This window comes from Micromonospora sp. NPDC047548, from assembly GCF_040642975.1.
Taxonomy (GTDB): domain Bacteria; phylum Actinomycetota; class Actinomycetes; order Mycobacteriales; family Micromonosporaceae; genus Micromonospora.
The window spans coordinates 55,801-76,885 of sequence record NZ_JBEYTI010000027.1 but is presented as its reverse complement, the minus strand read 5'-3'; the positions used below and the strand labels follow the sequence as shown (position 1 = coordinate 76,885).

Here is a 21,085-nt window from a genome sequence, read left to right as displayed (position 1 = left end):
GATGGTACTGCACTCGGGAGGGTGTGGGAGAGTAGGACACCGCCGGACAAACATTCAGTCAGGGCCACCCCATCCGGGGTGGCCCTGACTGCGTTTCGGCCCCTCGTGAATCGCCCTTTCCCTCGTTCGGCGAATCGCCCGGGGCGACCTCGTCTTCTCGGTACGGTCGGTGCGGGACCCGCCCCCGCCGCGGGGCCCCCCGCCGTAATGGCGGCAAACGTGATATGGAGTACGCCTCGGTCGCAATCGGGGCGGGCCGATCGGGGTACCTGCTCACCGTACGACCGGAACTGACCGTCGGCACCGGCGGAGGCAGGAGTGGTCATGAAGATCGGAATCGTCGGCTCGGGGCACGTCGGTGGGACACTCACCCGGCGGCTGCGCACCCTCGACCACGACGTGACAGTCGCGAACTCGCGGGGACCGCAGACCCTCACGGACCTGGCGCAGGAGACCGGCGCCACCGCCGGCACGCTGGAGCAGGCCGTGCAGGACGCCGAACTGGTGATCGTGGCGATCCCCGTGCTGGCCGTGCCCGGGCTGCCCGCAGAGCTGTTCGACGGCAAGGTGGTCGTCGACGCGAACAACTACTACCCGCAGCGCGACGGCGACATCGCCGAGCTGCTGGACCGCAGCCTCAGCTCCAGCCGTTGGACCGCCGAGCACCTCAAGGGCGCCCGAATGGTGAAGGCCTTCAACACCATCCAGGCCCCGCACCTGATGGACAACGGCCGCCCGGCCGGCGCCGGCGACCGGACAGCCTTGCCGGTGGCCGGCGACGACGCCGAGGCCAAGCAGCTGGTGATGCAGCTGGTCGACTCGCTCGGCTTCGACCCGGTGGACGCTGGCACCCTCGACGGGAGCTGGCGGCAGCAGCCCGACACCCCGGTCTACGGCGCTGACCGCGACGCCGACGGCGTACGCCAGGGACTGGCCGAGGCGCGGCCCTGAGGGCGTACGACAGCAGCAAGCCCCGCCGGCTGGTCGCCGGCGGGGCTTGTTCGTGCCTGGGTCAGGACGGCTCGGGGCCGCAGACGAAGCGGGGCTCGGCGTCGTACGTCCAGCTGAACTTCTCCCGCTTGACGACCTTGCCGTCCTTCGTGATGACCCGGAAGGCGTCCTGGCTGAACCCGTTGCTCCCCACCGCGGAGATGCACTTGGGGCCGGGCTCCAGGTGGACCGTCTTCGGCGTGGTGATGTTGCGGCGGGGGCCGTACTCGGTCTTGACGCTGTCGTAGATCTTCGTGCTCCAGATCGACACGGTGATCGTGCTCGACGTGTACGAGGTGTCGATCAGGACCCCGTGCGGGGTGTTGTTGCGGAACTTGAAGTCCAGGTCCGGCCAGAAGATGGTCGACTCGATCACCGCCGGGTAGCGGCTGAAGTAGAACGAGTGCGGCTTGTGCTCGACGTCCTGCAGCCCGGCGTAGTAGCTGGCGTTGAACAACGTGGTGGTGAACTGTGAGACGCCGCCGCCCACCCCGGGCACCAGCTTGCCGCCGACGATGACGGGGGCGTCCTGGTAGCCCTGGTCGTACCCGCGCTCGCCGGTGTGGCCGTTGAGGGAGAAGGTCTCACCCGGCTTCACCACCGTGCCGTCGACGTCCTTGGCGGCCTGGATGATGTTCTGGCTGCGCGGCGAGGAGAGCCCGCCGGGGAACTGGGTGGTGAAGGTGGAGACCCGCTCCTTGATGCCCAGCGTGCCGAGCTTCTCCTCGGTCAGCTCCGGCTCGGCCGGCTTGAGCTGGCCGCTGATCGTTCGCCCGTCCGCCTTGGGCAGGACGGCGAGCAGGTCGCGACCGAGGGCGGCCGAGTCCAGCTGCTGCCCGGAGCGACCGGGCACCACCTTCGGCTTGCCGCCGGCGATCGTCATCGTCGCGTCCCTGGGCGCCGACTCGATCGCCGCCAGCTTGTCGCCGAGGGCGGCGCGCAGCCGCTTCACGTCCACCCGGGGGGTGAGCTTGCCGGCGTCGTCGGCGGAGAAGCGCAGGCCGCGCGCGATCGCCGCCGGCGGGATGGTCACCGGGCCCTTGTCGGTGGTCAGCGTGACCGGGGCGGCGACCGCCGGCTTGGCCAGCTCCTCGACCAGCCGGTCCACCTCCTCGGTGCTGGTCGCCGGTGCCTTCTCCACCAGCGGCACCGTCACCGGCCCGCCGGCGAGCCAGCCCTCGGTGACGACCTGGGCGGAGCGTTCCCGGTCCAGGGACAGGGCCGGCTTCGGGTACACCGGCTTCGGGGTGGTGCCGGTGAAGATGATCGCCGGCATGGTCATCTCGCGACCCTGCCTGCCCATGACCTTGCGCAGCGCCGCGTCGAGCCGGTCGGCGTCGACCGTGACCACCGGATCGACCGTGCGGGAGCCGAGCAGCCGGCTCACCGGGTGCGCCTCGGCCTCGGCCGCCGCCGCCACCGTGGCGTCGACGTCGATGGCCAGGCCCACGTCGGCCGGGTTGATCTCCGCCTTCTGCTCCCCCACCAGCACGGTCAGCGGGGCGTTCAGGGTGCCCGCCCGGCGCTCCAGCTCGGCGCGCAGCTCCCGGGCCGCCTCGTCCCGGCTCCGGCCGCCGAGTTCGGCGCCGAGCACCGTCGTGCCCCGGGGCACGTCCCCGGCGTACGCGTAGGCGCCGGCGCCGGCAACGCCGGCCAGCACCGCGGCGGTCAGGCCGCCGGCGAGCAGCAGCCGGCTGCGACGCCACCACGACCCGCCCGGGCCGGCGGGCTTGCCTGCCGGCTCGTCGTCGCCCGGCCAGGTCACCGCGGTCACCTGCACGGTGGGCCGGTCGTCGGAGACACGTTTGTCGCCGTAAAGGGTCACTGCCACCTCGATCGGGACGTACCACATGGGGGGTTACGTGCCCCCGGAAGACGTCTACGGTAACCAACGCGCGGGCCGGTGGACACCGTGCGGCCGGCCACCCCGCCGACCGCGTGTCGGCCATACCCGCCCCGGTCATCGGGCGTGCCTGTCGCCGTGGCACCGTGTCCGGGTGGACGATCGGGTGCTGGCGTACGGCGGCGGGTGGTTGGACCGGGCGGGAGCGCTGCGCGCCGACCCGGAGTGGATCACCGGGCGGCTGGCCGACCCCCGGGCCGTGCTGCTGCCGCTCTGGCGGGACCACTGCCTAGTCACCGCCGACCAGACGCCGGTACGGCTGCACCCGGCCGACGCCGCCGAGGTGCTCGCCGCCGCCGACGAGACCGTCTTCCTCGGCCTGGACGACGGAGCCCCGGTCTTCGCAGTCGACCTCTCCGAGCTGAGCGGGCCGGAGGCGGTACGGCTCACCGGCGCCGCCGCGACCGCGGATGTCCGTGCCCTGGTCTCCTGGCTCGACCCGGCCCAGGCGGCGGTGCAGGCGTACGCGCGCGGGCTGCTGCACTGGCACCGGCAGCAGCGGTACTGCGGCAGCTGCGGCTCGGCCACCGTGGCGCGCGACGGCGGCCACGTGCGGGCCTGCTCGGGCCCGCGCTGCGGCCGGCTGCTCTTCCCCCGGATCGAACCGGCGATCATCGTGCTGGTCGAGGCGCCCGGATCGCCCGACCGCTGCCTGCTGGCCCGGCACGCCGGGGCCTCGGAGGGGGCGTACTCCACGCTCGCCGGGTTCGTCGAGGTGGGCGAGAGCCTGGAGGACGCCGTCCGCCGGGAGATGGCCGAGGAGGCCGGGGTGACCGTCTCCGCGCTGTCGTACCAGGGGTCGCAGGCGTGGCCGTTCCCGGCCGGGCTGATGGTCGGGTTCCGCGCCACCGCCGCCTCTGAGGAGGTCCGGGTGGACGGCGAGGAACTGCTGGAGGCGCGCTGGTTCACCCGGGACGAGCTGCGCCGCCGGGTGGCCGACGGACGGCCGCTGGGCCGGGCCGACTCGATCGACCACCACCTGCTCGGCAGCTGGCTCGCCGCCGGCGACTGACCGGCGAGCGGCGGGTCAGGGCCGGCGGGACGGATCGCCGGGGCGGAGCACCAGCCAGGCCATCACGGCGGCGGTCAGCGCGGCGGTGCCGAGTGCGCAGGTGAGGACCCCCTCGACCGTGCGCGGCGCGACCAGCAGGGCCGCCCCGGCCAGGCCGGCGGCGGCCACCCAGAGCGGCGCGGCGGGGAACCGGGCGCCGCTGGCCACCCGGTCGTTGACCAGCATGAAGACGACCGCGTAGAGGGCCCCGGTGGCGGCGAAGAGCGGGGCCTTGCCGGCCAGGTGCAGGTAGTCTGCGCCGCCGGCCAGCCGGAACGCCAGTTCGCCACCGACCGAGGCGGCCGCCACCAGAGCCGCGCCGCAGGCCAGGATCACCGCCAGCCCCAGCGCCCGAGCGCGCCGGTCGCCCCGCGCCAGGTGGGGCAGCGCGAGCAGGGTCACCACCTGCGGCGCCCAGAGCGCGCCCTTGGTGAGCACCGAGCCGACCGCGTACGCCCCGGAGCCGTCCACCGGCAGCAGTTGCCGGGCGAGGATCAGGTCGGCGTACGAGATGGTGAGCATCGCCAGCGTGGCCGCGCACGTGGTCATCACGTGGGTGGGTCGTAGGCCGCGGTCCGGTGCGGCGGGCGGCCCGGGGCGGGCGGAGTGGGCCAGGCGGGCCAGCAGCGGCAGGGCGAGCAGCCCGGTCACCGTGGCGAGCAGCAGCGCGGTGACCGCGTTGCCGCCGAGCGCCAGGCCGGCGATCAGCCCGCCGTAGCGGCCGAGGGCGAGCACGGTCATCCCCGCGGAGAGACGCAGGAAGCGCTGGTCGCCCTGGAGTTCGCCGAGCCAGCGGCCGGCCAGCACGGTGGCGAAGGTGGTCGCCGCGAGCAGCAGGGTCAGCGCCACCGGCAGCCGCAGCAGCACGCTCAGCAGCGGCGCCGCCGCGACCGTGACGCCGGCGGTCACGCCGGCGGTGAGCAGCGCCAGCCGACCGGTGGGGGTGGGACCGTGCCGGGCGCGGTGCACGGCGACGGCGAGCTGCAGGCCGAAGCCGGGTACGGCCGCGATCGCGCCCAGCGCGAGCACGGTGGCCAGCGCGCCGAGGTCGGCCGGGTCGAGCCGGCGGGCGCCGAGCATCGGGACGAGATAGGCCAGCGCGTTGGTCAGCATGGTGGCCGCGGTGACGGTGACTCCGGCCGCACCCACCGCGACCCTGCCCCCGTCACCGTCGGCCGCGGTCCCCGGCGGTGCCGTCCGGGATTCTCTGGTGGTCACTCGGGCTTCGGGATCGGATTGCCGATCGAGATCTCGTTCGTGCAGAGGCTCAGGTCGGCCGAGCCGCTCACCGTCAGCTCGACGGCGTCGCTGCCTCCGCTGATTTCGAAGAACCGCTGGTTGAGTCCCTTCTTCACCGGGAACTCGTGGGTGCCTCGGCCGAGTCGCAGCACTGCGGTGCCGTCGCCGGAACTGAGGTAGCCGATTCGGACGATCCAGAACCAGTCGTCGCGGGGCTTGTCCAACGGCATCCGTACGGTCCGGCCTTCGGGGACGAGGTAACCGCAGCCCTCCTGCGGACCCGGCGTGATGCTGCTGCCCTCGATCATGGCCACCTGTACCTGGCCGAGGCCGTCCATCACCGAGGCGTTCTCCGTCTCGTGCACGAACACCGGCCGGCTGCCGGCCGCCGCAAAGAACCGGGACTGGAGGTTGTAGGGCCAGGAGAGTTCGGGGACCACTCCGCCGGGGACCGGGGTGTCGAAGAAGACGGTGCCGGGCGGTGCGCTGGCCAGCTCGATCCGGGCGCTCTCCAGGTAGGACCGGCCGTACTTGAGGGCCCACTCGTCGCTGTACCGGGACGTCGTCCATGCGGTGCCGAGCACCGCCGCGAATAGCATCAGGACCAGTCCTGCGGTGACCACCTCGCGGTATCGCTCGGGCACCCCGCCCAGCCAGTCCACCGGTGGGGCCGGCGGCCGGCGTGTCCCGTGGGCCGGGTCGGTTTCCGGCCCAATGGGGCCGGCGTCGCCGGCGGGCTCCCGGTCGGCCGCGTGCTGTGGGGCGGGCCGGGGCACCCGCTCGCTCTCGTCGCGCGGCGGGTGACCCCGCTCGTGGTCGACGTGCCCGAGCGCCTTGGCCGCCGGCCCGTTGTCGTACGGCGCCTCGGCGTGAATCACACCGACGCGCGAGGACGTGGGCACCGCCCGCGACGAGAGCGGTTCCGGCTGCCGGACCGGCTCGGGCGCGGTGATCGTCGGGGTGGACGCTGGGCTCTGCTCGTGGGTCGTGGCGGACGCCGGTTGCGGTGCGGCCGTCACGACGCTGGTCCTCCCGCCCGCCCCCGCCCGGTCGATGCCCACCAGTGCGACCCCGATGCAGACAGCGGCGACCACCACGACGTCGCTGACGTACCTCGGCACGCCGCCGGCCACCCCGCTGTAGACCGAGCCGAGCCGGGTGGCGGCCAGCAGCATCGCGACCAGGAGGAGGTAGCCACCGAGCAGTGTCCAGGCCCGGCCGGCCGCCCGGTCGCGTCGCACGGTCAGCAGCACCAGGACGCCGAAGACGCTCCACGCGATCCATGTGCCCAGCTCCGGCGGGGCCACCACCGGCGCGCCGTCGCCCGCGCCCAGCCAGCGCCACGGCCCACCGAGCAGCCCCGGCACCAGGGTGGAGCCGATCAGTTGGGTGAGGAAGGAGACCACCTCTCCGGCGGAGTCCGGGCGGCGCAGGGACGACTCGGAGCGGAGCAGGTACGCCCCCAGGAAGACGCCCGTCACGGCGGTGAGGGTCACCCACGACGGCCACCACCGGCGCAGCGTGGTGAGAACCGCGCGGACCGGCCCACCCTCGCCGAAGAAGCAGGCGGTGAAGAGGAAGACCAGGGGCACAACCAGCAGGGCCTTCTCGAAGAAGAGCAGACCGAGCAGAACGGCGAGCGCCAACGAGACCAGGTGCCGGCGTCGCCCCGTGCGCACGTATTTCAACTGGGCGCCGAGGGCGAGCACCATCGCCAGCTGCATCGGCAGCATGTTGGCCCCGACCGCCCACCAGGAGGTGGCCTCCAGGGTCAGCGGGCTGAACAGGAACAACCCCAACGGGACGAGCAGCAGCCGACTCGGCCGCAGCAGGGTGCGCAGCAACCGGTAGACGGCCACGCTGAGGACCGCCTGCCCCGCCATCATCATCAGCGCGTACGGCCAGTAGGTCAGGCCGAAGGCGCTGGTGACCAGCCAGATCAGCAGGCGGCCGGCCGGCATGAAGTGGTTGTTGTAGAGACTGAGCAGGTAGCCGACGGTCAGGTCGGACTCGGTTGCCTGCGTGATCATCACGTAGTCGTCGGCCGCGAGATAACCGCGGAAGGCGATCTGCGTCCGCCAGACCACGCTGATGATGATCATTGCTACGGCGGCGGCCCGGATCGGATCGGTGCGTACCAGTGCGCCGGCCGCGCCGGCCGCGCCGGCATCGTCACGCGTCGCGCCCGCCTCGGATCCCGTCGATGCCATGGCGGGAAGACTGCCACACCGGCCACCCACCGTCCCATCAGGTCATCGGGTGGTTCACGGGTCTCCGGAGCGCGGCGGTGGCCGCGTACAGTGGCGAGCCACCACGGCGCGGTCGGGCCGCGCCCGGCGGGGAGGTGGGGGTCGACGGGATGCGTGGACGGCTGGTGCCGTACGGCGTGGCCGCCGCCGTGGCGGCGGTGGTGCTCGCCCCGCTGGCGCTGCCCGGCTACGTCCTCCGCTACGACATGGTCTTCGTGCCCGGGCAGGCGTTGAGCTGGGACGTGATCGCCCCGGCCTCGGCGCTGCCCCGGGCCGTGCCGCAGGACGCCGTGGTCGCGCTCGCCACCCAGCTGGTGCCCGGCTGGCTGCTGCAACGACTGGTGCTGGTGGCGATCCTCTGGTTCGCCGCGCTCGGCGCCGCCCGGCTGGTGCCGACCACGCGGACCGCCGTGCGGGTGGTGGCCGCGCTCGGGTACGCCTGGACGCCGTACCTGGCCGAGCGGCTGCTGATCGGGCAGTGGGGGCTGCTGCTGGCGTACGCGATGCTGCCCTGGCTGGTGGCGGCGGCGCTCGGGGTGCGCGCGGACCGGCCCGGGGCGCTGCCCCGGCTGCTGCTGGCGGCCGCGGTCTGCGCGATCACTCCGACCGGCGGGGTGATCGCCCTGGCGGCGGTGGCGCTGCTGCTGCCCGGCCGCTATCCGGGTGCCGCCCGCCGGGCCGGGATCGCGCTCGCGGCGACGGTGCTGCTCAACGCGCCGTGGCTGGTGGCTGGGGCGGGCAGCGCCACCGGGGGCCGCTCCGACCCGGCCGGGGTGGCGGTCTTCGCCGCCCGCGCCGAGAACTGGGGCGGGTCGCTGGTGGCGCTCGCCGGCACCGGCGGGATCTGGAACGCGCTGACCGTCCCCGCGTCCCGCCAGGCGGGCGTGGTGCCGCTGGCCACCGCGCTGCTGCTGTTCCTCGCCGGGTACGGGGTGGCGCTGCTGCGCCGGCGGTGGCCGGCCGGCGCGGCCGGGCGGTTGGGGCTGCTGGCCGCCGGGTCGTGGCTGGTGGCCGCGCTCGGCGTGCTGCCCGGCGGGGCCGCGTTGCTCGGCTGGCTGGTCGACACGGTGCCCGGGGCGGGGCTGGTCCGCGACGGGCAGAAGATGCTCGTCCCGTACGCGCTGGCCCTCGCGGTGGCCGGGGCGCTCGGCGCGGAACGGCTCGCCGACCGGCTGGCGGCGCGGTTCGACCCGGCCACCGGGCGGGTGCTGCTGGTCGGCGCGGCGCTGCTGCCGGTGGTGCTCCTGCCCGACCTGGCCTTCGGTGCGCTCGGCCGGCTGACGCCGGTCGGCTATCCGGCGGACTGGGCGGTGGTGGCGCGGCAGGTGGCCGACCGGCCGGGCGAGGTGCTCTCCCTGCCGTTCCAGGAGTACCAGCGGTACGCCTGGAACGCCGGGCGGGTGGTGATCGACCCGGCCCCCCGGTACCTGTCGTCGCCGGTGCTGATCGACGACACCCTGCGGGTGGGTGACGTCGCGGTCGGCGGGGAGGACCCGCGGGCGGCCGAGGTGCGCGACCTGCTCGCCGCCGGCCGGCCGCTGACCGGCACCGGGGTGCGTTGGGTGCTGGTGCAGCGGGCCGCCGGTGCGCCGGTGCCCGCGTCGGCGCTGGTCGGGCTGCGTCCGGTCCACACCGGACCGGAGCTCGCCCTCTACGAGGATCCGGCCTGGACGGCTCCGGCCGGGCGGGCCGGCCCGGGGCCGGTGGGTGTCGCCCACCTGCTGGCCGGAACGGTGGTGTTGGCCATCGGTTTTTCGGGCGCTGCGCAGGTGCTGCGACGCGTGGTAGCGTCCCGGCACGCGAGTCCCACGGAAGGAGAAGGTGGATGAGGAACCTGCCCGCGTTCGTCGCCGTCGGGGTACTCGGGGTCGTGCTCGGCCTGCTCGGCAGCGTCGGTCTGGCGAATGCGCTCAGCCCGTCCGCCAAAGAGGCCGCCAGCACCAAGGTGAGCGAGCAGAGCTCCGAGAGCACCCTGTACGGCACGCGCTGAACCACCGTCGACCGAGGCGTCCGCTGGTGCGGGCGCCCCGGTCGCGTCGGTGGCGTTCCTAGCGGGTCGCGGTGAGCCGGGCCACCAGCTGCGCGAACCGCGACCCGGTCGAGGCCCAGGTGAAGCGGGCCGCGTGGGCCAGGGCCGCTTCACCCATCGCCTTGCGCCGTACGTCGTCGGCGAGCAGCTCGCGGACCCGGTCGGTGAACTCGCGTTCGTCGTCGACCAGCAGGCCGGTCTCGGTGTCGACCATCGCCTCGGCGACGCCGCCGGCGTAGCGGAACGCGATCGTCGGGGTGCTCCGGGCGGCGGCCTCGACAATGGTCAGGCCCCAGCCCTCCTTGAGTGACGGGGTGAGGGCGAGCCAGCAGGAGGAGAGCACCGCATGCTTCTCCTCCTCGCTGATGAAGCCGGTGAACCGGACCCGGCCGGCGACGCCAAGGGAGTCGGCCAGCTCCCGCAGCGGCTGCTCCCACCAGCCCTGACCGGCCACCACCAGCTCCAGCTCCGGCAGCTCGTCGCCGGCCAGCTCGGCGACCGCACGCAGGGCGATCTCGATCCGCTTGTGTGGCACCAGGCGGCCCAGCACCAGCAGCGACGGGTGGTCGGTGCGGGGCAGCGGCGGGCCGGTCACCGGCGGGGTGCCGTTGGGCACCACGTCGATCCGTTCGGCGTCCACCCCCAGCTCGGCCAGCTCCGCACGGCTGGCCTTGGAGACCGTCACGTAACGGCAGCGCCGGTAGAGCCGCACCGCCAGCCAGGACTCGATCCACCAGCCCAGCCGGCACATCCACGGGCCGAAGACCACCGGCCACTGCTCCCGGTGCACGTGGTGCACCAGGGCGAGCACCGGGCGGCCGGCGTAGAGCGGGGCGAAGAACGGCACGCCGTTGCAGACGTCCACCACCAGGTCCGGCAGGCCGAGGCCGCGCCGGCCCAGCGGACCCAGCCCGAACCGACCGGCCAGGTAGGTCAGCGCCGCGCGGGCGTACACGGTGTGCCGCGAGCCGCGGCGCAGCACGCGTACGCCGTCGGGGTTGGTCTCCTCCGGGCCGCCGTGCGGGTGGGCGGCGCAGAGCAGCGTCACCCGGTGGCCGGCGGCGACCAGCTCGGCGGCGATCCGCTCGATGTAGACCTCCGAGCCACCGCCCTCCGGGTTGCTCGTGTCGCGCCAGTTGAGGAACAGCACATGGCGAGCGGTGGTGCTGCTGGAGTTGTCCACGCTGCTCCTACCGGTCAGTAAGCGGCACGATCGCGCCACCCTAGGGCGGCCCGGCCCGCGTACGCAATGGGTCAGAACGGCAGCGACGATCGGATAAAGCTCTTCGTTCGGGGGTTTGCCGGGGACCGGAAACCTTGGCAGGGTGTGTCAGCGCGGGACGATGCGATGCCGGTGAGCACACCGGCCGGGGCCGTCCGCGACACCCGTGACCTGTGGCAGCGTGCCGACGGGCGGGCGTCACGACGAGTAGGGGAGGCGGCCGTGGTGCGCGACCTGCCGGCACGGTTGCTCGCCCGTCGTTCCCCGGTGGTGCTGCTCAGCGCGGCCCTGGTGCTGCTGCTGGTCGGTTGGGCCGGGTACGCCTGGCTGCGCGACGAGCGGGCGACGCCGGAGTGCGCCGAGCGGGTACGGCTGCGGGTAGCCGCTGCCCCGGTCGTCGCCCCGGCGGTGGACCGGATTGCCCGCGCCTCGGTCGGCCGGCAGCCCTGCGTGTCGATCGCCGTGGAGCCCCGGGAGTCGGACGCCGTCGCCGCCGAGCTGGCGGGCGGCGCCGAGGTGGCCGACGCCTGGCTGCCCGAGTCGACCTTCTGGCTGCGGCGAGCCCGCGCCGCCGGTGCCTTCGAGGTGCCCGGGCAGGGCACGTCGGTGGCGAGCACCCCGGTGGTGCTCGCGGTGACCGAGCGGGCGGCCCGCCGGTCGGGCTGGCCGGCCCAGTCGCTGACCTGGGCACCGCTGCTCGGCCCCCGGGCCCGTGCCGGCGCGGTCGGGCTCCCCGACCCGGCCGCCGACCCGGCCGGGGTCGGCGCGCTGCTCGGCGTCCGGGCGCTCGCCGCCGGGGAACAAGACCCCGGCGCGGTGATGGCGGCGACGTTGCGCCGGCTCGCCGGCAACACGTTCAGCCCCGCCGGCGCGCCGGCCGCGCTGCCCCCGGGCGCCGGGCTGCCCGGCCACTCCGACGCGGTCGCCACCACCGAGCAGGCGGTGCTCGGGCACAACGCGCTGGCCGGCGCGGACAAGTTGGTGGCCGCGTACCCGGAGGTGGCGGTCCCCGCGCTCGACCTGCCGTACGCCGTGCTGCCCGCCGCGCGCGACGCCGTGCGGGGCGCCGCCGCCGGCTTCCTCACCGATCTGCTGACCAACGCCTCCCGGGAGGTGCTGACCGGGTACGGCTTCCGCACCGCCGCCGGCTACCCGCCGGCGATGCCGCGCGACCACCGGCTCGACCCGGCGGTACGCGAACCGGTGGCGCTGCCGGCCGAGGAGACGGTCACCGAGATGCTGACCGGGTGGAGCGGCGTGCAGCGCAGCGCCCGGATCCTCACCGTGCTGGACATCTCCGGCTCGATGGCCGCCCAGGTGCCCGGCGGTGGCACCCGCCTCGACGCCACCCTGGCCGCGGCCCGCGAGGGCGCCGGGCTGCTGCTGGACAACAGCGAGCTGGGGGTGTGGGTCTTTTCCACCAAGATCGACGGCGACCGGGACTACCGGGAGATCCTGCCGGTCCGGCCGCTGCGCGAGCAGCGGGCCGAGCTGGCGCAACGGCTGGCCGAGGTGAAGGTCAAGCCCAAGGGCGGCACCGGCCTGTACGACTCCACCCTGGCCGCGTACCGGGACGCCCGGCGGCACTGGATCCCGGGGCGGATCAACCTGGTGCTGGTGATGACCGACGGGCGCAACGAGGACGCCGAGGGCATCGACCGCAAGACGTTCCTCGCCGAACTCGCCGCGCTGCAGGACCCGCGCAGGCCGCTGCCGATCCTCTTCGTCGGCCTCGGCCGGGACGTCGACCCGGAGGAGCTGAAGGCGATCGCCAAGGTGACCGGCGGGCAGGTGTTCCGCACCGACCAGCCGAAGGGGATGCGGCAGATCTTCTTCTCCGCCCTGGCCAACCTGAGCTGCCTGCCCCCGGAGTGCCGCCGGTGACCGCGCCCGCGTCACCCCGGGCTGCTCGGCCCGGCCGCCAGCTTGGGCGGGCGCTGGACCGGATCGTCCGGCCGGTCCGCGAGGCCCCCGCCACCGCGCTCTGCCTGCTGCTGCTCACCGTCGCGGCGTTCGCGCAGCGCCCCGGTCAGGTCACCTTCGACACCAAGCTCGACCTGGCGGCGAACCCGGTGCACTTCATGGCCCGGGCGCTGCACCTGTGGAACCCGGAGGCCACCTCCGGGGAACTGCAGAACCAGGCGTACGGCTACCTCTTCCCGATGGGGCCGTTCTTCGGCGCCGGGCAGCTGCTCGGCGTACCGCCGTGGGTCACCCAGCGGCTCTGGTGCGCGCTGCTGTTCTGCGCCGCCTTCTACGGCCTGCTGCGGCTGGCCCGCGCGTTCGGCATCGGCACCGAACCGACCCGGTACGCCGCCGCGCTCGGCTACGCGCTGGCGCCCCGGATGCTCACCGAGATCGGCGCGCTCTCCTCGGAGGTCCTCTCCGCAGCCATGCTCCCCTGGGTGCTACTGCCGCTGGTCCAGGTGAAGCGGATCGGTTCGCCGCGCCGCGCCGCCGCGCTCTCCGCGCTGGCCGTGCTCGGCATGGGCGGCATCAACGCCGCCGTGGTGCTGCTGGCCCTGGTGCTGCCCGGGGTGTGGCTGCTCTCCCGTCGCTGGGACGCCGCCCACCTGCGGCTGGTCGGCTGGTGGTGCCTCGGTGTCGTCGGGGTCTGCCTCTGGTGGATCGTGCCGCTGCTGCTGCTCGGCCAGTACAGCCTGCCGTTTCTGGACTACATCGAGTCGTCCACCACGACCACCGCGGTCGCCTCGCTGTTCCAGGCGGTACGCGGCACCAACCAGTGGGTGGCGTACATCGTGCAGGGCGATCCGTGGTGGCCGGCGGGCTGGCTGCTGATCGACCACCCGGCGCTGATGGCGCTCACCGCCGTGGTGGCGCTGGTCGGTCTGGCCGGGCTGGCCGGCAACCTGCTGCCCGAACGCCGGTTCCTGGTGCTCGGCTTCCTGGCCGGGCTGACCCTGCTCACCATGGGCTACGTCGGCAGCCTGGACAGCCCGCTCTCCGAGCAGGTCCGCGCCCTGCTGGACGGCCCGCTGGCGCCGTTGCGCAACGTGCACAAGCTGGAACCGGTGCTGCGGCTGCCGCTGATGCTCGGCTTCGCGCACGGTGTCGACGCCTGGGTCACCCGGCTGCACACCGCCGCCCGTCGCCGCCGGCCCGGGCTGCGGCTGCGTCCGGTGGTGTTCGTACCGGTCTTCGCCCTGGTCCTGGGCGCGGCGGCGCCGGCCTGGACGGGGCTGCTGCGCCCAGGACCCGGCTGGTCGGACCTGCCGCCGCACTGGCGGGCCGCGGCCACCTGGCTCGCCGACCGGGACGCCCTGGCCCGCACATTGGTGGTGCCCGGCTCCGGCTTCGGCCGGTACGACTGGGGGCGCACCGTCGACGAGCCGTTGCAGTCCATGGCCGGGGCGCCCTGGGCGGTGCGCCACCAGATCCCGCTCGGCTCGGTCGGCAACACCCGGATGATGGACACCGTCGAGACGGTGCTGGCCGGCGGGCACGGTTCGGCCGGGCTGGCCGACTTCCTCGCCCGCTCCGGCTTCCGCCACCTGCTGCTGCGCAACGACATCGACCGTACGCAGGTGGACGCCCCGCCGGTGGCGGTGCTGCGCCGGGCGCTGGCCGGGTCGCCGGGGATCACCCGGGTGGCCACCTTCGGCAGCACCGACGCGGTCGGCCGGGCCGCCGGCAGCCCGGTGGACGGCGACGCCGGCCCGCTGCCCGCCGTCGAGGTGTACGAGGTGGACCGCCCGGTGCCGCCCGCCTCGGCGGTGCTCACCGCGGACGTGCCCACGGTCAGTGGCGGCCCCGAGTCGCTGCTGCCCCTGCTGGAGCAGGGCCTGGTGGAGCGGGACCGCCCGGTGGTGCTGGCCGGCGACCGCCCCGACGCCGGCGTCGGCGCCACCGGCGACCGGTGGATCGTCACGGACGGCCTGCGTCGCCGGGAACGGGACATCGGCCGGGTACGGGACAACCTCAGCCAGACGATGACCGCGGCGGAGTCGGGCCGGCAGGGCCGGGTGGCCCTCGACCTGCTGCCCTTCCCCGGCCGCCGGCACCAGACCGTCGCCACCTACCAGGGGCTGCGCGAGGTCAGCGCCGCCACGGCGGCCAGCTTCGTGGACAACCTCACCCCGGCCGACCCGTCGCACCTGCCGTTCGCCGCCGTCGACGGCGACCCCGACACCGCCTGGCACTCCGCCCCGCTGACCGGGCCGGTGGGGCAGTGGCTCCAACTGGACCTGGACACCCCGCGCGAGATCCAGCAGGTCTCCGTGGCGTTCGTCGACGACCTCGGGGTCGGCTGGCCGGTGACCCGGTTCCGGATCAGCACCGACCGGGGCTCGGTCGACCATGACGTCGCCGCCGGGCTGGGCGCGCAGACGTACTACACCCTGCCCGGGGCAACCAGCACGATCCGGATCACCGTGCTGGCGGTGGCCGGCAACCGGCTCGATGGCGGGGTGGGCATCCGGGAGCTCAGCGTCCCCGACGTCACGCCTCGCCGGGCGCTGCGGATGCCGACCGACCTGCCGGCCACCGGCACCGGCCCGGTCTCCTGGTCGTTCAGCCGGGGTGCGGGGGACCGGCCCGCCTGCTTCCCGGCCGCCGCGCCCGGCGCCGGCTCCCGCGCGACGCCGGCCGGCTCCGACGGGGCCCCGGCCGGTGCCGACGCCGTGCCGGTCTCGCAGATCACGGGGGGCGTCCGTCCGGCCGGCACCGTGGTGCGCTGCGACCGTTTCCTGGCCCGGGTCGGCGAGGAGCCGCTCGGCGTGGACCGGGTGTTCCGCAGCAGCACGGCGGACACCTACCGGCTGACGGTCACCGCGGTGGCCCGTCCGGGTGGTGCGGTGACGCTGGCCGGTGTTCCGGTCACCGCGGGCGCCTCGTCGTACCTGGCCGGCGACCCGTCGGTGGCCCCGTACGCGGCGGTCGACGGGGACCCGGGTACCGCCTGGCTGGCCGGCACCGGGGACCTGCGGCCCACTCTCACGCTGGGATGGCACGGGCAGCGCCGGATCGACCGGCTGCGGCTGCGCCCGGCCGACCTGCCGGTGGGCTCCCTGCCCACCCGGGTCGAGGTGCGCGCCGGTGGCCGTACCCAGCTCGTGCCGGTCGGCGCGGACGGCCTGGTCCGTTTCGCCGCGGTGCGTACCGACCGGGTCGAGATCGTGGTGCGGGAGGCCACCGACCGGGTGGCGGACCGGCGCGGCAACGGGTGGACCGCGACCGTCGGCATCGCCGAGGTGGAGATCCCGGGGCTGGCGATCCGGCCGCTGGCCGCCGGCACCCGGATCTCCGCGCCGTGCGGCACCGGCCCGGCCGTGGAACTCGACGGCTTCCGGTACGACACCGCGGTCGCCGGCACCCTCGGCGACCTCGTCGCCGGGCGGCCGATGCCGGTCACCGTCTGCGGGGAGACCGGCGCGGTGGTGGACCTGCCGGCCGGCGGGCACCGGTTGGCCACCTCCCCGTCGCGCGGCTACCTGGTGCGGGACGCGACGCTGCGGCCCACCGGCGTGGCGGCCGCCACGCCCCGGCACCGCGACGTGGCGGTGCTCGACTGGGCGCCGACCGAGCGTCGGGTCCGGGTCGCCGCCGGGGAGAGCGCGCTGCTGGTCGTACCCGAGAACGCGAACGCCGGGTGGACGGCCACCCTGGACGGACGGGCGTTGCCGGTCACCCGGGTCGACGGATGGCAGCAGGCGTGGGTGCTGCCGGCGGGGGCCGGCGGCGAGGTGCGGCTGGAGTTTGCCCCCGACCGCGCCTATCGGGGCAGTCTGGCCGTGGGCGCGCTGACCGCGCTCGGGGTGCTGGTGCTCGCCGCCTGGCCGGTGCGGCGGCGGCTGGAGGATGCGTCGTCGCTGCCCGCCGAGAGCGCGCCCTGGTTCGTCGGGACGCTGCTGGTGGTGCTGCTCGCCGCGCTCGGCGGGGTGCTGCCGGTGGCGATCGTGCTCGCGGCGATGCTGCTGCGCCAACTCGCCCGCCGGGCGCTGCCGGTGGTGGTCTTCGGTGGCCTGACCGTGGCCACGGTGGTCGCGGTCGCCGGCCGGCTGCGCGGGCACGGCCAGGAGTGGGCGTATGGGACGTGGGTGCAGGCGGCGATGCTGGTGGCGATCGGCGCGGTGGTCGCGGCGGTGGTACCGGTTCCCGGCGCGGTCCCGGCGACCGGCGCTTCCAGGCCGGTGGATGGGCCTGCGACGGGGGATGGCGAGGTCGGTGCGACAGCTCCGGCGGACGGTGACCGGCCGACCGCCGGTGAGGACGAGGACGGGACGGTAGTGCGATGACCGTTGGACAGGGACGGGCGGCCCGCCGCCGGTTCGCCACGCTGGGTCGCTCGGTGGCCCTGTTCCGGGCCTTCCTGGTCGAGCAGACCGACCCGGACCACTTCTACGGCCTGCTGGCCGACGACTCGGTGCGCCAGGTCTCCGGCTACACCGGCCTGGCCGGGCGGACGGTGCTCGACGTGGGCGGCGGTCCGGGCTACTTCGCGCAGGCTTTCCGCCACGCCGGCGCCCGCTACGTGGGTCTCGACCCGGACGTCGGGGACTTCTCCGCGGCGGAGTCCTCGGCCGGGATGCTGCGCGGCAGCGGCACCGCGCTGCCGGTGCGCACCGGCAGCGTCGACGTCTGCTTCTCGTCCAATGTGCTCGAACATGTCTCGGAGCCGACCCGGATGCTGGACGAGATGGCCCGGGTGACGAAGCCCGGCGGTGTCCTCTTCGTCTCGTTCACCCCGTGGTTCTCCCCGTGGGGCGGGCACGAGACCGCGCCCTGGCACTACCTGGGCGGGCAGCGGGCCCGGCGGCGGTACGAGCGGCGCAACGGACGCCCGCCCAAGAACCGGTTCCGGGAGACGCTCTTCCCGGTCTCCATCGCCGACGCGCTGCGCTGGGCCCGGGGCAACCCGGAGGTCGAGGTGCTGGACGCGCTGCCCCGCTACCACCCCTGGTGGGGCCGGTGGATCGTCCGGGTTCCCGGGGCGCGGGAGATCGGCTCGTGGAACTTCCTGCTCGTGCTACGTAGGGCCGGTGAACGGCCGGACGGTGCCGGGCAGGTGGAAAAAGTAGGGCTGACCGGGGGTCGCGGCCAGATGTGACCAGGTAGTAACCTCGCGGCCATCGCATTGATCGATGACGACGAAATTGAGCTCCTTCAGGGAGGAAAACATGAAGCACCGCGCCATCGGTGCCGTGCTGTTCGGGGTCGGCGTACTGCTCCTGGCGCTGGCCGCCGGGCTGGTGTTCGTCGTGGCCCCCGCACTGACCAAGCTCCCGTACGACCTGGAGGCTTCGACGTCGGTGGCGGAAGCCAGCAACGCGAAGTTCCTCCAGATCAGCAACGGGACCATCAAGGTCAACGACGGCGACCTCAGGTCCACGGTCCTGGTCAACCAGCTGAAGGACGAGACCGCGAAGCTCGGCGGCGACCTCGACGGCAAGGCCGTGGTGTGGCAGGTGGGCCAGACCGTGGACCGGAAGGACAACAAGGAGCTGGTCAGCGCGTACGGTGCCAAGCTCGCCCTGGACCGGGTCTCCGGCGAGGCGCTGAAGTGGCAGGGCCAGTGGCTCGACGACACCGGCCAGCGCGACACCGGGATCCAGTTCGCCGGCCAGATCTACAAGTTCCCGTTCCACACCGAGAAGCGGGACTACAAGATCTTCGACCGTGACCTGCGTCAGGTCCGCGACGCGAAGTTCGCCGGTACGGAGACCATCAAGGGCATCGAGACGTACCGGTTCGAGCAGGTGATCACCGACGAGCAGTTGACCCTCGACGCGACCCGGCTCACCCCACTGCTGGCCACCTTCGCGCCGGGTGCGACCGACGCGAAGCTTGTCTACAGCAACCAGCGCACCGTCTGGGTGGACCCGGTGACCGGGTCGTACATCAAGGTGCGCGAGGTGCAGAAGAAGGTCCTCACCCCGAACCTCGGCACGCCGACCACGCTGCTGGACGCGGACTTCTCGTACAACGACGCGACCATCACCGCCTCGGCCAACCGCGCCAAGGAGAGCCGGGACAGCCTCCAGCTGCTCAGCGTCTACGTGCCGGTCGGCCTCGCCGTGCTGGGCCTGGTGCTGATGATCGGCGGCCTGCTGGTGGCGCGCCAGGGCGCGGTCGCCACGGCCGGCGAGGCGCGGCACCGCGCGGACCCGCCGGTGCCCGCTCCGGTCGATGCGCCCACCCGCCACGAGAAGCCGGTCGTGGACCGCGAGGGCGGCCCGCTGAGCGACGAGATTCCGCCCGCCTCGACGAACTGGCGCGCGGACGACGAGCCGACGGTGCCGACCCAGCGTCCCGCGTCCGACGAGTCCGAGAAGCACTGACGCGGGCAGCAGCATCCCGAAGGGCCGGGTCGATCCTTCGACCCGCCCCTTCGCGTTGGCGTCGGCACACTCAGCACTTGTTGCCCAATCGCAACCTGTCGATGGTGTGGCTGGAGCTCAGCCTCCACTGACCTGGGTCCCTCTGGTGACCGGGGGCGGGCCGTCCCGCCCGCCCCCGGCCCGAGCACTCAGAGGCGGGCCAGCGCCTTGCGCAGCGGGTCGAGCCCCAGCGAGCCGAGGTCGAGCGCCTGCCGGTGGAACTCCTTGAGGTCGAAGTCGGCGCCCTTGCGGGCCTTCGCATCCTCGCGGGCCTGGAGCCAGATCCGCTCACCCACCTTGTACGACGGCGCCTGCCCCGGCCAGCCCAGGTAACGGTTGAGCTCGAAGCGCAGGTTCTCGTCCGGCACCCGGCAGTGCGCCCGCATGAACTCCCAGCCCAGCTCCGGCGTCCAACGCTCGCCCGGGTGGAAGCCGAACGGGTTGTCCTTCGGGATCTCCAGCTCCAGGTGCATGCCGATGTCGACGATCACCCGGGCCGCGCGGAACGCCTGCCCGTCGAGCATGCCGAGCTTGTCGCCCGGGTCCTCCAGGTAACCCAGGTCGTCCATCAGCCGCTCGGAGTAGAGCGCCCAACCCTCGCCGTGCCCGGAGACCCAGCAGAGCAGCCGCTGCCAGCGGTTGAGCAGCTCGGCCCGGACGGCGGTCTGCGCCACCTGGAGGTGGTGGCCCGGCACGCCCTCGTGGTAGACCGTGGTCACCTCGCGCCAGGTGGAGAAGTCGGTGATGCCCTGCGGCACCGCCCACCACATCCGCCCCGGGCGGGAGAAGTCCTCGCTCGGCCCGGTGTAGTAGATCGCCCCGTCGCTGGTCGGCGCCAGGCAGCACTCGATCCGCCGGACCTGCTCGGGGATGTCGAAGTGGGTGCCGTGCAGCTCGCTGATGGCCTTGTCGGCCAGCGCCTGCATCCAGTCCCGGAACGCCTCCTTGCCCTGGATGGTCCGGGCCGGGTCGGCGTCGAGCGCCGCCACCGCCTCGTCGATGGTCGCGCCCGGACCGACGATCTTTCCGGCCAGCGCACGCATCTCGGCTTCCAGCCGGGCCAGTTCCGCGAAACCCCAGGCGTACGTCTCGTCGAGGTCGACCTTCGCACCGAGGAAGTACTGGGAGGCCAGCTCGTACCGTTCCCGGCCGGCGGCCTGCTTGTCCCGCCCGTGCGGGGCCAGCTCGGTGCGGAGGAACTGACCGAACTCGGCGGTGGCGGCGGTGGCGGAGGCCGCGCCCCGGCGCAGCTCGGCGCCGAGGGTGCCGTCCGCGCCGAGCCGCTCCACCAGGCCGTGGAAGAAGTTGTCGCCGGCCGGGTCGGTCCAGACGTCGCACTGCTTGGCCACCTCGACCAGCTGCACCTTCGAGCTGACCTGGCCGGCGGCGGCCGCCTCGCGCAGCGTGGTCTTGTAGTCCTCCAGCGCTGCGGCGAACCGGTTGAGCCGGACGGCGATGTTGGCCTGGGCGGCCTCACCGTCGGTCGGCATCAGGTCGAAGACCATCCGGATCTCGTGCAGCCCGCTGGCGATCACGCTGATCTCGCTCGTCACCTCGCCCGCGTCGTACCGGGCGAGGTCCAGGCCGAGGCGTTCCTGCATGGCCTCCTTGGCCGTCCGCTCGGTCTCCGACTCCGGCTCGGTCACGTCGAGGTCGGCCAGGGTGCGCCGGGTCAGCTCAGCGCGGGCCGCGTAGCCGGCCGGCGAGAGGTCGTCGAGCTGGTCGTCGTAGCCGGCGATGCCGACAAAGGTGGCGCCGGTCGGGCTAAGCGGGGCCCAGTCGGCCACGTAGCGGTTCGCGAGGTCATCGATTCGTCCCACGCTGCGACCCTACGTGACCGGCCGGCCCGGATGTCGAGCGTGGTTGGCATGTTCGTGGCAGCAGCCGCGCCGGGTCGACGTCGATCGGGAACGGGGCCCGGGCGCGCAGCCGCTGCCCGCCGACCGCCCGCGCGGTCCGGACGTAGCGCCCGTCACCGCCGAGGTCGAACAGCTCGGCCGCCACCCGCTGTGGTGCGCGACACGGCGTCCGATTTTCGCGGGACATCGTCGTACCGCTGCGGCAGA

12 protein-coding genes and 1 pseudogene are annotated in these 21,085 nt (G+C 74.1%); 8 read left to right on the top strand and 5 right to left on the bottom strand.

From position 1 onward, the window contains the following. Window positions 1-315: 315 nt before the first annotated feature. Window positions 316-951, top strand: a pseudogene (locus ABZ807_RS23820) (NADPH-dependent F420 reductase); the annotation flags it as partial. Between the two features lie 61 nt (window positions 952-1,012). Here ABZ807_RS23820 and ABZ807_RS23815 read toward each other — a convergent pair. Then, the gene (locus ABZ807_RS23815) at window positions 1,013-2,821 is read right to left on the bottom strand and encodes a VanW family protein (RefSeq protein WP_357161942.1); all 1,809 of its coding nucleotides are present in this window, start codon (window positions 2,819-2,821) and stop codon (window positions 1,013-1,015) included. Window positions 2,822-2,987: 166 nt separating this feature from the next. On the opposite strand from ABZ807_RS23815, the gene nudC reads away from it, so the two are divergent. Continuing rightward, the gene (nudC, locus tag ABZ807_RS23810; protein WP_357161927.1) at window positions 2,988-3,905 is read left to right on the top strand and encodes an NAD(+) diphosphatase; all 918 of its coding nucleotides are present in this window, start codon (window positions 2,988-2,990) and stop codon (window positions 3,903-3,905) included. 15 nt (window positions 3,906-3,920) lie between these two features. Here the strand turns inward: nudC and ABZ807_RS23805 are convergent, their stop codons facing one another. Both ABZ807_RS23805 and ABZ807_RS23800 read right to left on the bottom strand, forming a co-directional pair. Beyond that, the gene (locus ABZ807_RS23805; protein WP_357161924.1) at window positions 3,921-5,162 is read right to left on the bottom strand and encodes a polysaccharide biosynthesis protein; all 1,242 of its coding nucleotides are present in this window, start codon (window positions 5,160-5,162) and stop codon (window positions 3,921-3,923) included. Then, the gene (locus tag ABZ807_RS23800) at window positions 5,159-7,393 is read right to left on the bottom strand and encodes a hypothetical protein (RefSeq protein WP_357161922.1); all 2,235 of its coding nucleotides are present in this window, start codon (window positions 7,391-7,393) and stop codon (window positions 5,159-5,161) included. The genes ABZ807_RS23805 and ABZ807_RS23800 overlap by 4 nt, the downstream gene beginning before the upstream one ends. Before the next feature lie 149 nt (window positions 7,394-7,542). On the opposite strand from ABZ807_RS23800, the gene ABZ807_RS23795 reads away from it, so the two are divergent. After that, window positions 7,543-9,261 carry a hypothetical protein gene (locus ABZ807_RS23795; protein WP_357161939.1) on the top strand — a complete coding sequence of 573 codons (1,719 nt, stop codon included), beginning with the start codon at window positions 7,543-7,545 and terminating at the stop codon, window positions 9,259-9,261. Continuing rightward, the gene (locus ABZ807_RS23790; RefSeq protein WP_357161919.1) at window positions 9,258-9,422 is read left to right on the top strand and encodes a hypothetical protein; all 165 of its coding nucleotides are present in this window, start codon (window positions 9,258-9,260) and stop codon (window positions 9,420-9,422) included. Before ABZ807_RS23795 ends, ABZ807_RS23790 begins: the two co-directional genes overlap by 4 nt. 58 nt (window positions 9,423-9,480) lie before the next feature. Here the strand turns inward: ABZ807_RS23790 and ABZ807_RS23785 are convergent, their stop codons facing one another. Beyond that, window positions 9,481-10,644 (bottom strand): glycosyltransferase family 4 protein, encoded by a 1,164-nt coding sequence (locus tag ABZ807_RS23785; RefSeq protein WP_357161916.1) that lies wholly within the window; start codon window positions 10,642-10,644, stop codon window positions 9,481-9,483. A gap of 171 nt (window positions 10,645-10,815) precedes the next feature. On the opposite strand from ABZ807_RS23785, the gene ABZ807_RS23780 reads away from it, so the two are divergent. The 4 genes from ABZ807_RS23780 (at window position 10,816) to ABZ807_RS23765 (ending at window position 18,980) form a co-directional block, all read left to right on the top strand. Further along, on the top strand, window positions 10,816-12,567 hold the full coding sequence (locus ABZ807_RS23780) for a substrate-binding and VWA domain-containing protein (RefSeq protein WP_357161913.1): 1,752 nt from the start codon (window positions 10,816-10,818) through the stop codon (window positions 12,565-12,567). Then, window positions 12,564-16,937 (top strand): alpha-(1->3)-arabinofuranosyltransferase, encoded by a 4,374-nt coding sequence (locus tag ABZ807_RS23775; protein WP_357161909.1) that lies wholly within the window; start codon window positions 12,564-12,566, stop codon window positions 16,935-16,937. Before ABZ807_RS23780 ends, ABZ807_RS23775 begins: the two co-directional genes overlap by 4 nt. Beyond that, window positions 16,934-17,749, top strand: a complete 816-nt coding sequence (locus tag ABZ807_RS23770; protein ID WP_357161906.1) for a class I SAM-dependent methyltransferase — start codon at window positions 16,934-16,936, stop codon at window positions 17,747-17,749. The genes ABZ807_RS23775 and ABZ807_RS23770 overlap by 4 nt, the downstream gene beginning before the upstream one ends. 70 nt (window positions 17,750-17,819) lie before the next feature. Continuing rightward, window positions 17,820-18,980 carry a DUF3068 domain-containing protein gene (locus tag ABZ807_RS23765; protein ID WP_357161903.1) on the top strand — a complete coding sequence of 387 codons (1,161 nt, stop codon included), beginning with the start codon at window positions 17,820-17,822 and terminating at the stop codon, window positions 18,978-18,980. A 188-nt stretch (window positions 18,981-19,168) separates the two neighbouring features. Here the strand turns inward: ABZ807_RS23765 and ABZ807_RS23760 are convergent, their stop codons facing one another. After that, the gene (locus ABZ807_RS23760; RefSeq protein ID WP_357161901.1) at window positions 19,169-20,839 is read right to left on the bottom strand and encodes a DUF885 domain-containing protein; all 1,671 of its coding nucleotides are present in this window, start codon (window positions 20,837-20,839) and stop codon (window positions 19,169-19,171) included. Window positions 20,840-21,085: the final 246 nt, after the last annotated feature.

Bases quoted from the DNA above. Each gene is read 5' to 3' on its own strand.
- ABZ807_RS23800 (WP_357161922.1), bottom strand. From the start codon at position 7,393: ATGGCATCGACGGGATCCGAGGCGGGCGCGACGCGTGACGATGCCGGC.
- ABZ807_RS23795 (WP_357161939.1), top strand. From the start codon at position 7,543: ATGCGTGGACGGCTGGTGCCGTACGGCGTGGCCGCCGCCGTGGCGGCG.
- ABZ807_RS23790 (WP_357161919.1), top strand. From the start codon at position 9,258: ATGAGGAACCTGCCCGCGTTCGTCGCCGTCGGGGTACTCGGGGTCGTG.
- ABZ807_RS23770 (WP_357161906.1), top strand. From the start codon at position 16,934: ATGACCGTTGGACAGGGACGGGCGGCCCGCCGCCGGTTCGCCACGCTG.
- ABZ807_RS23765 (WP_357161903.1), top strand. From the start codon at position 17,820: ATGAAGCACCGCGCCATCGGTGCCGTGCTGTTCGGGGTCGGCGTACTG.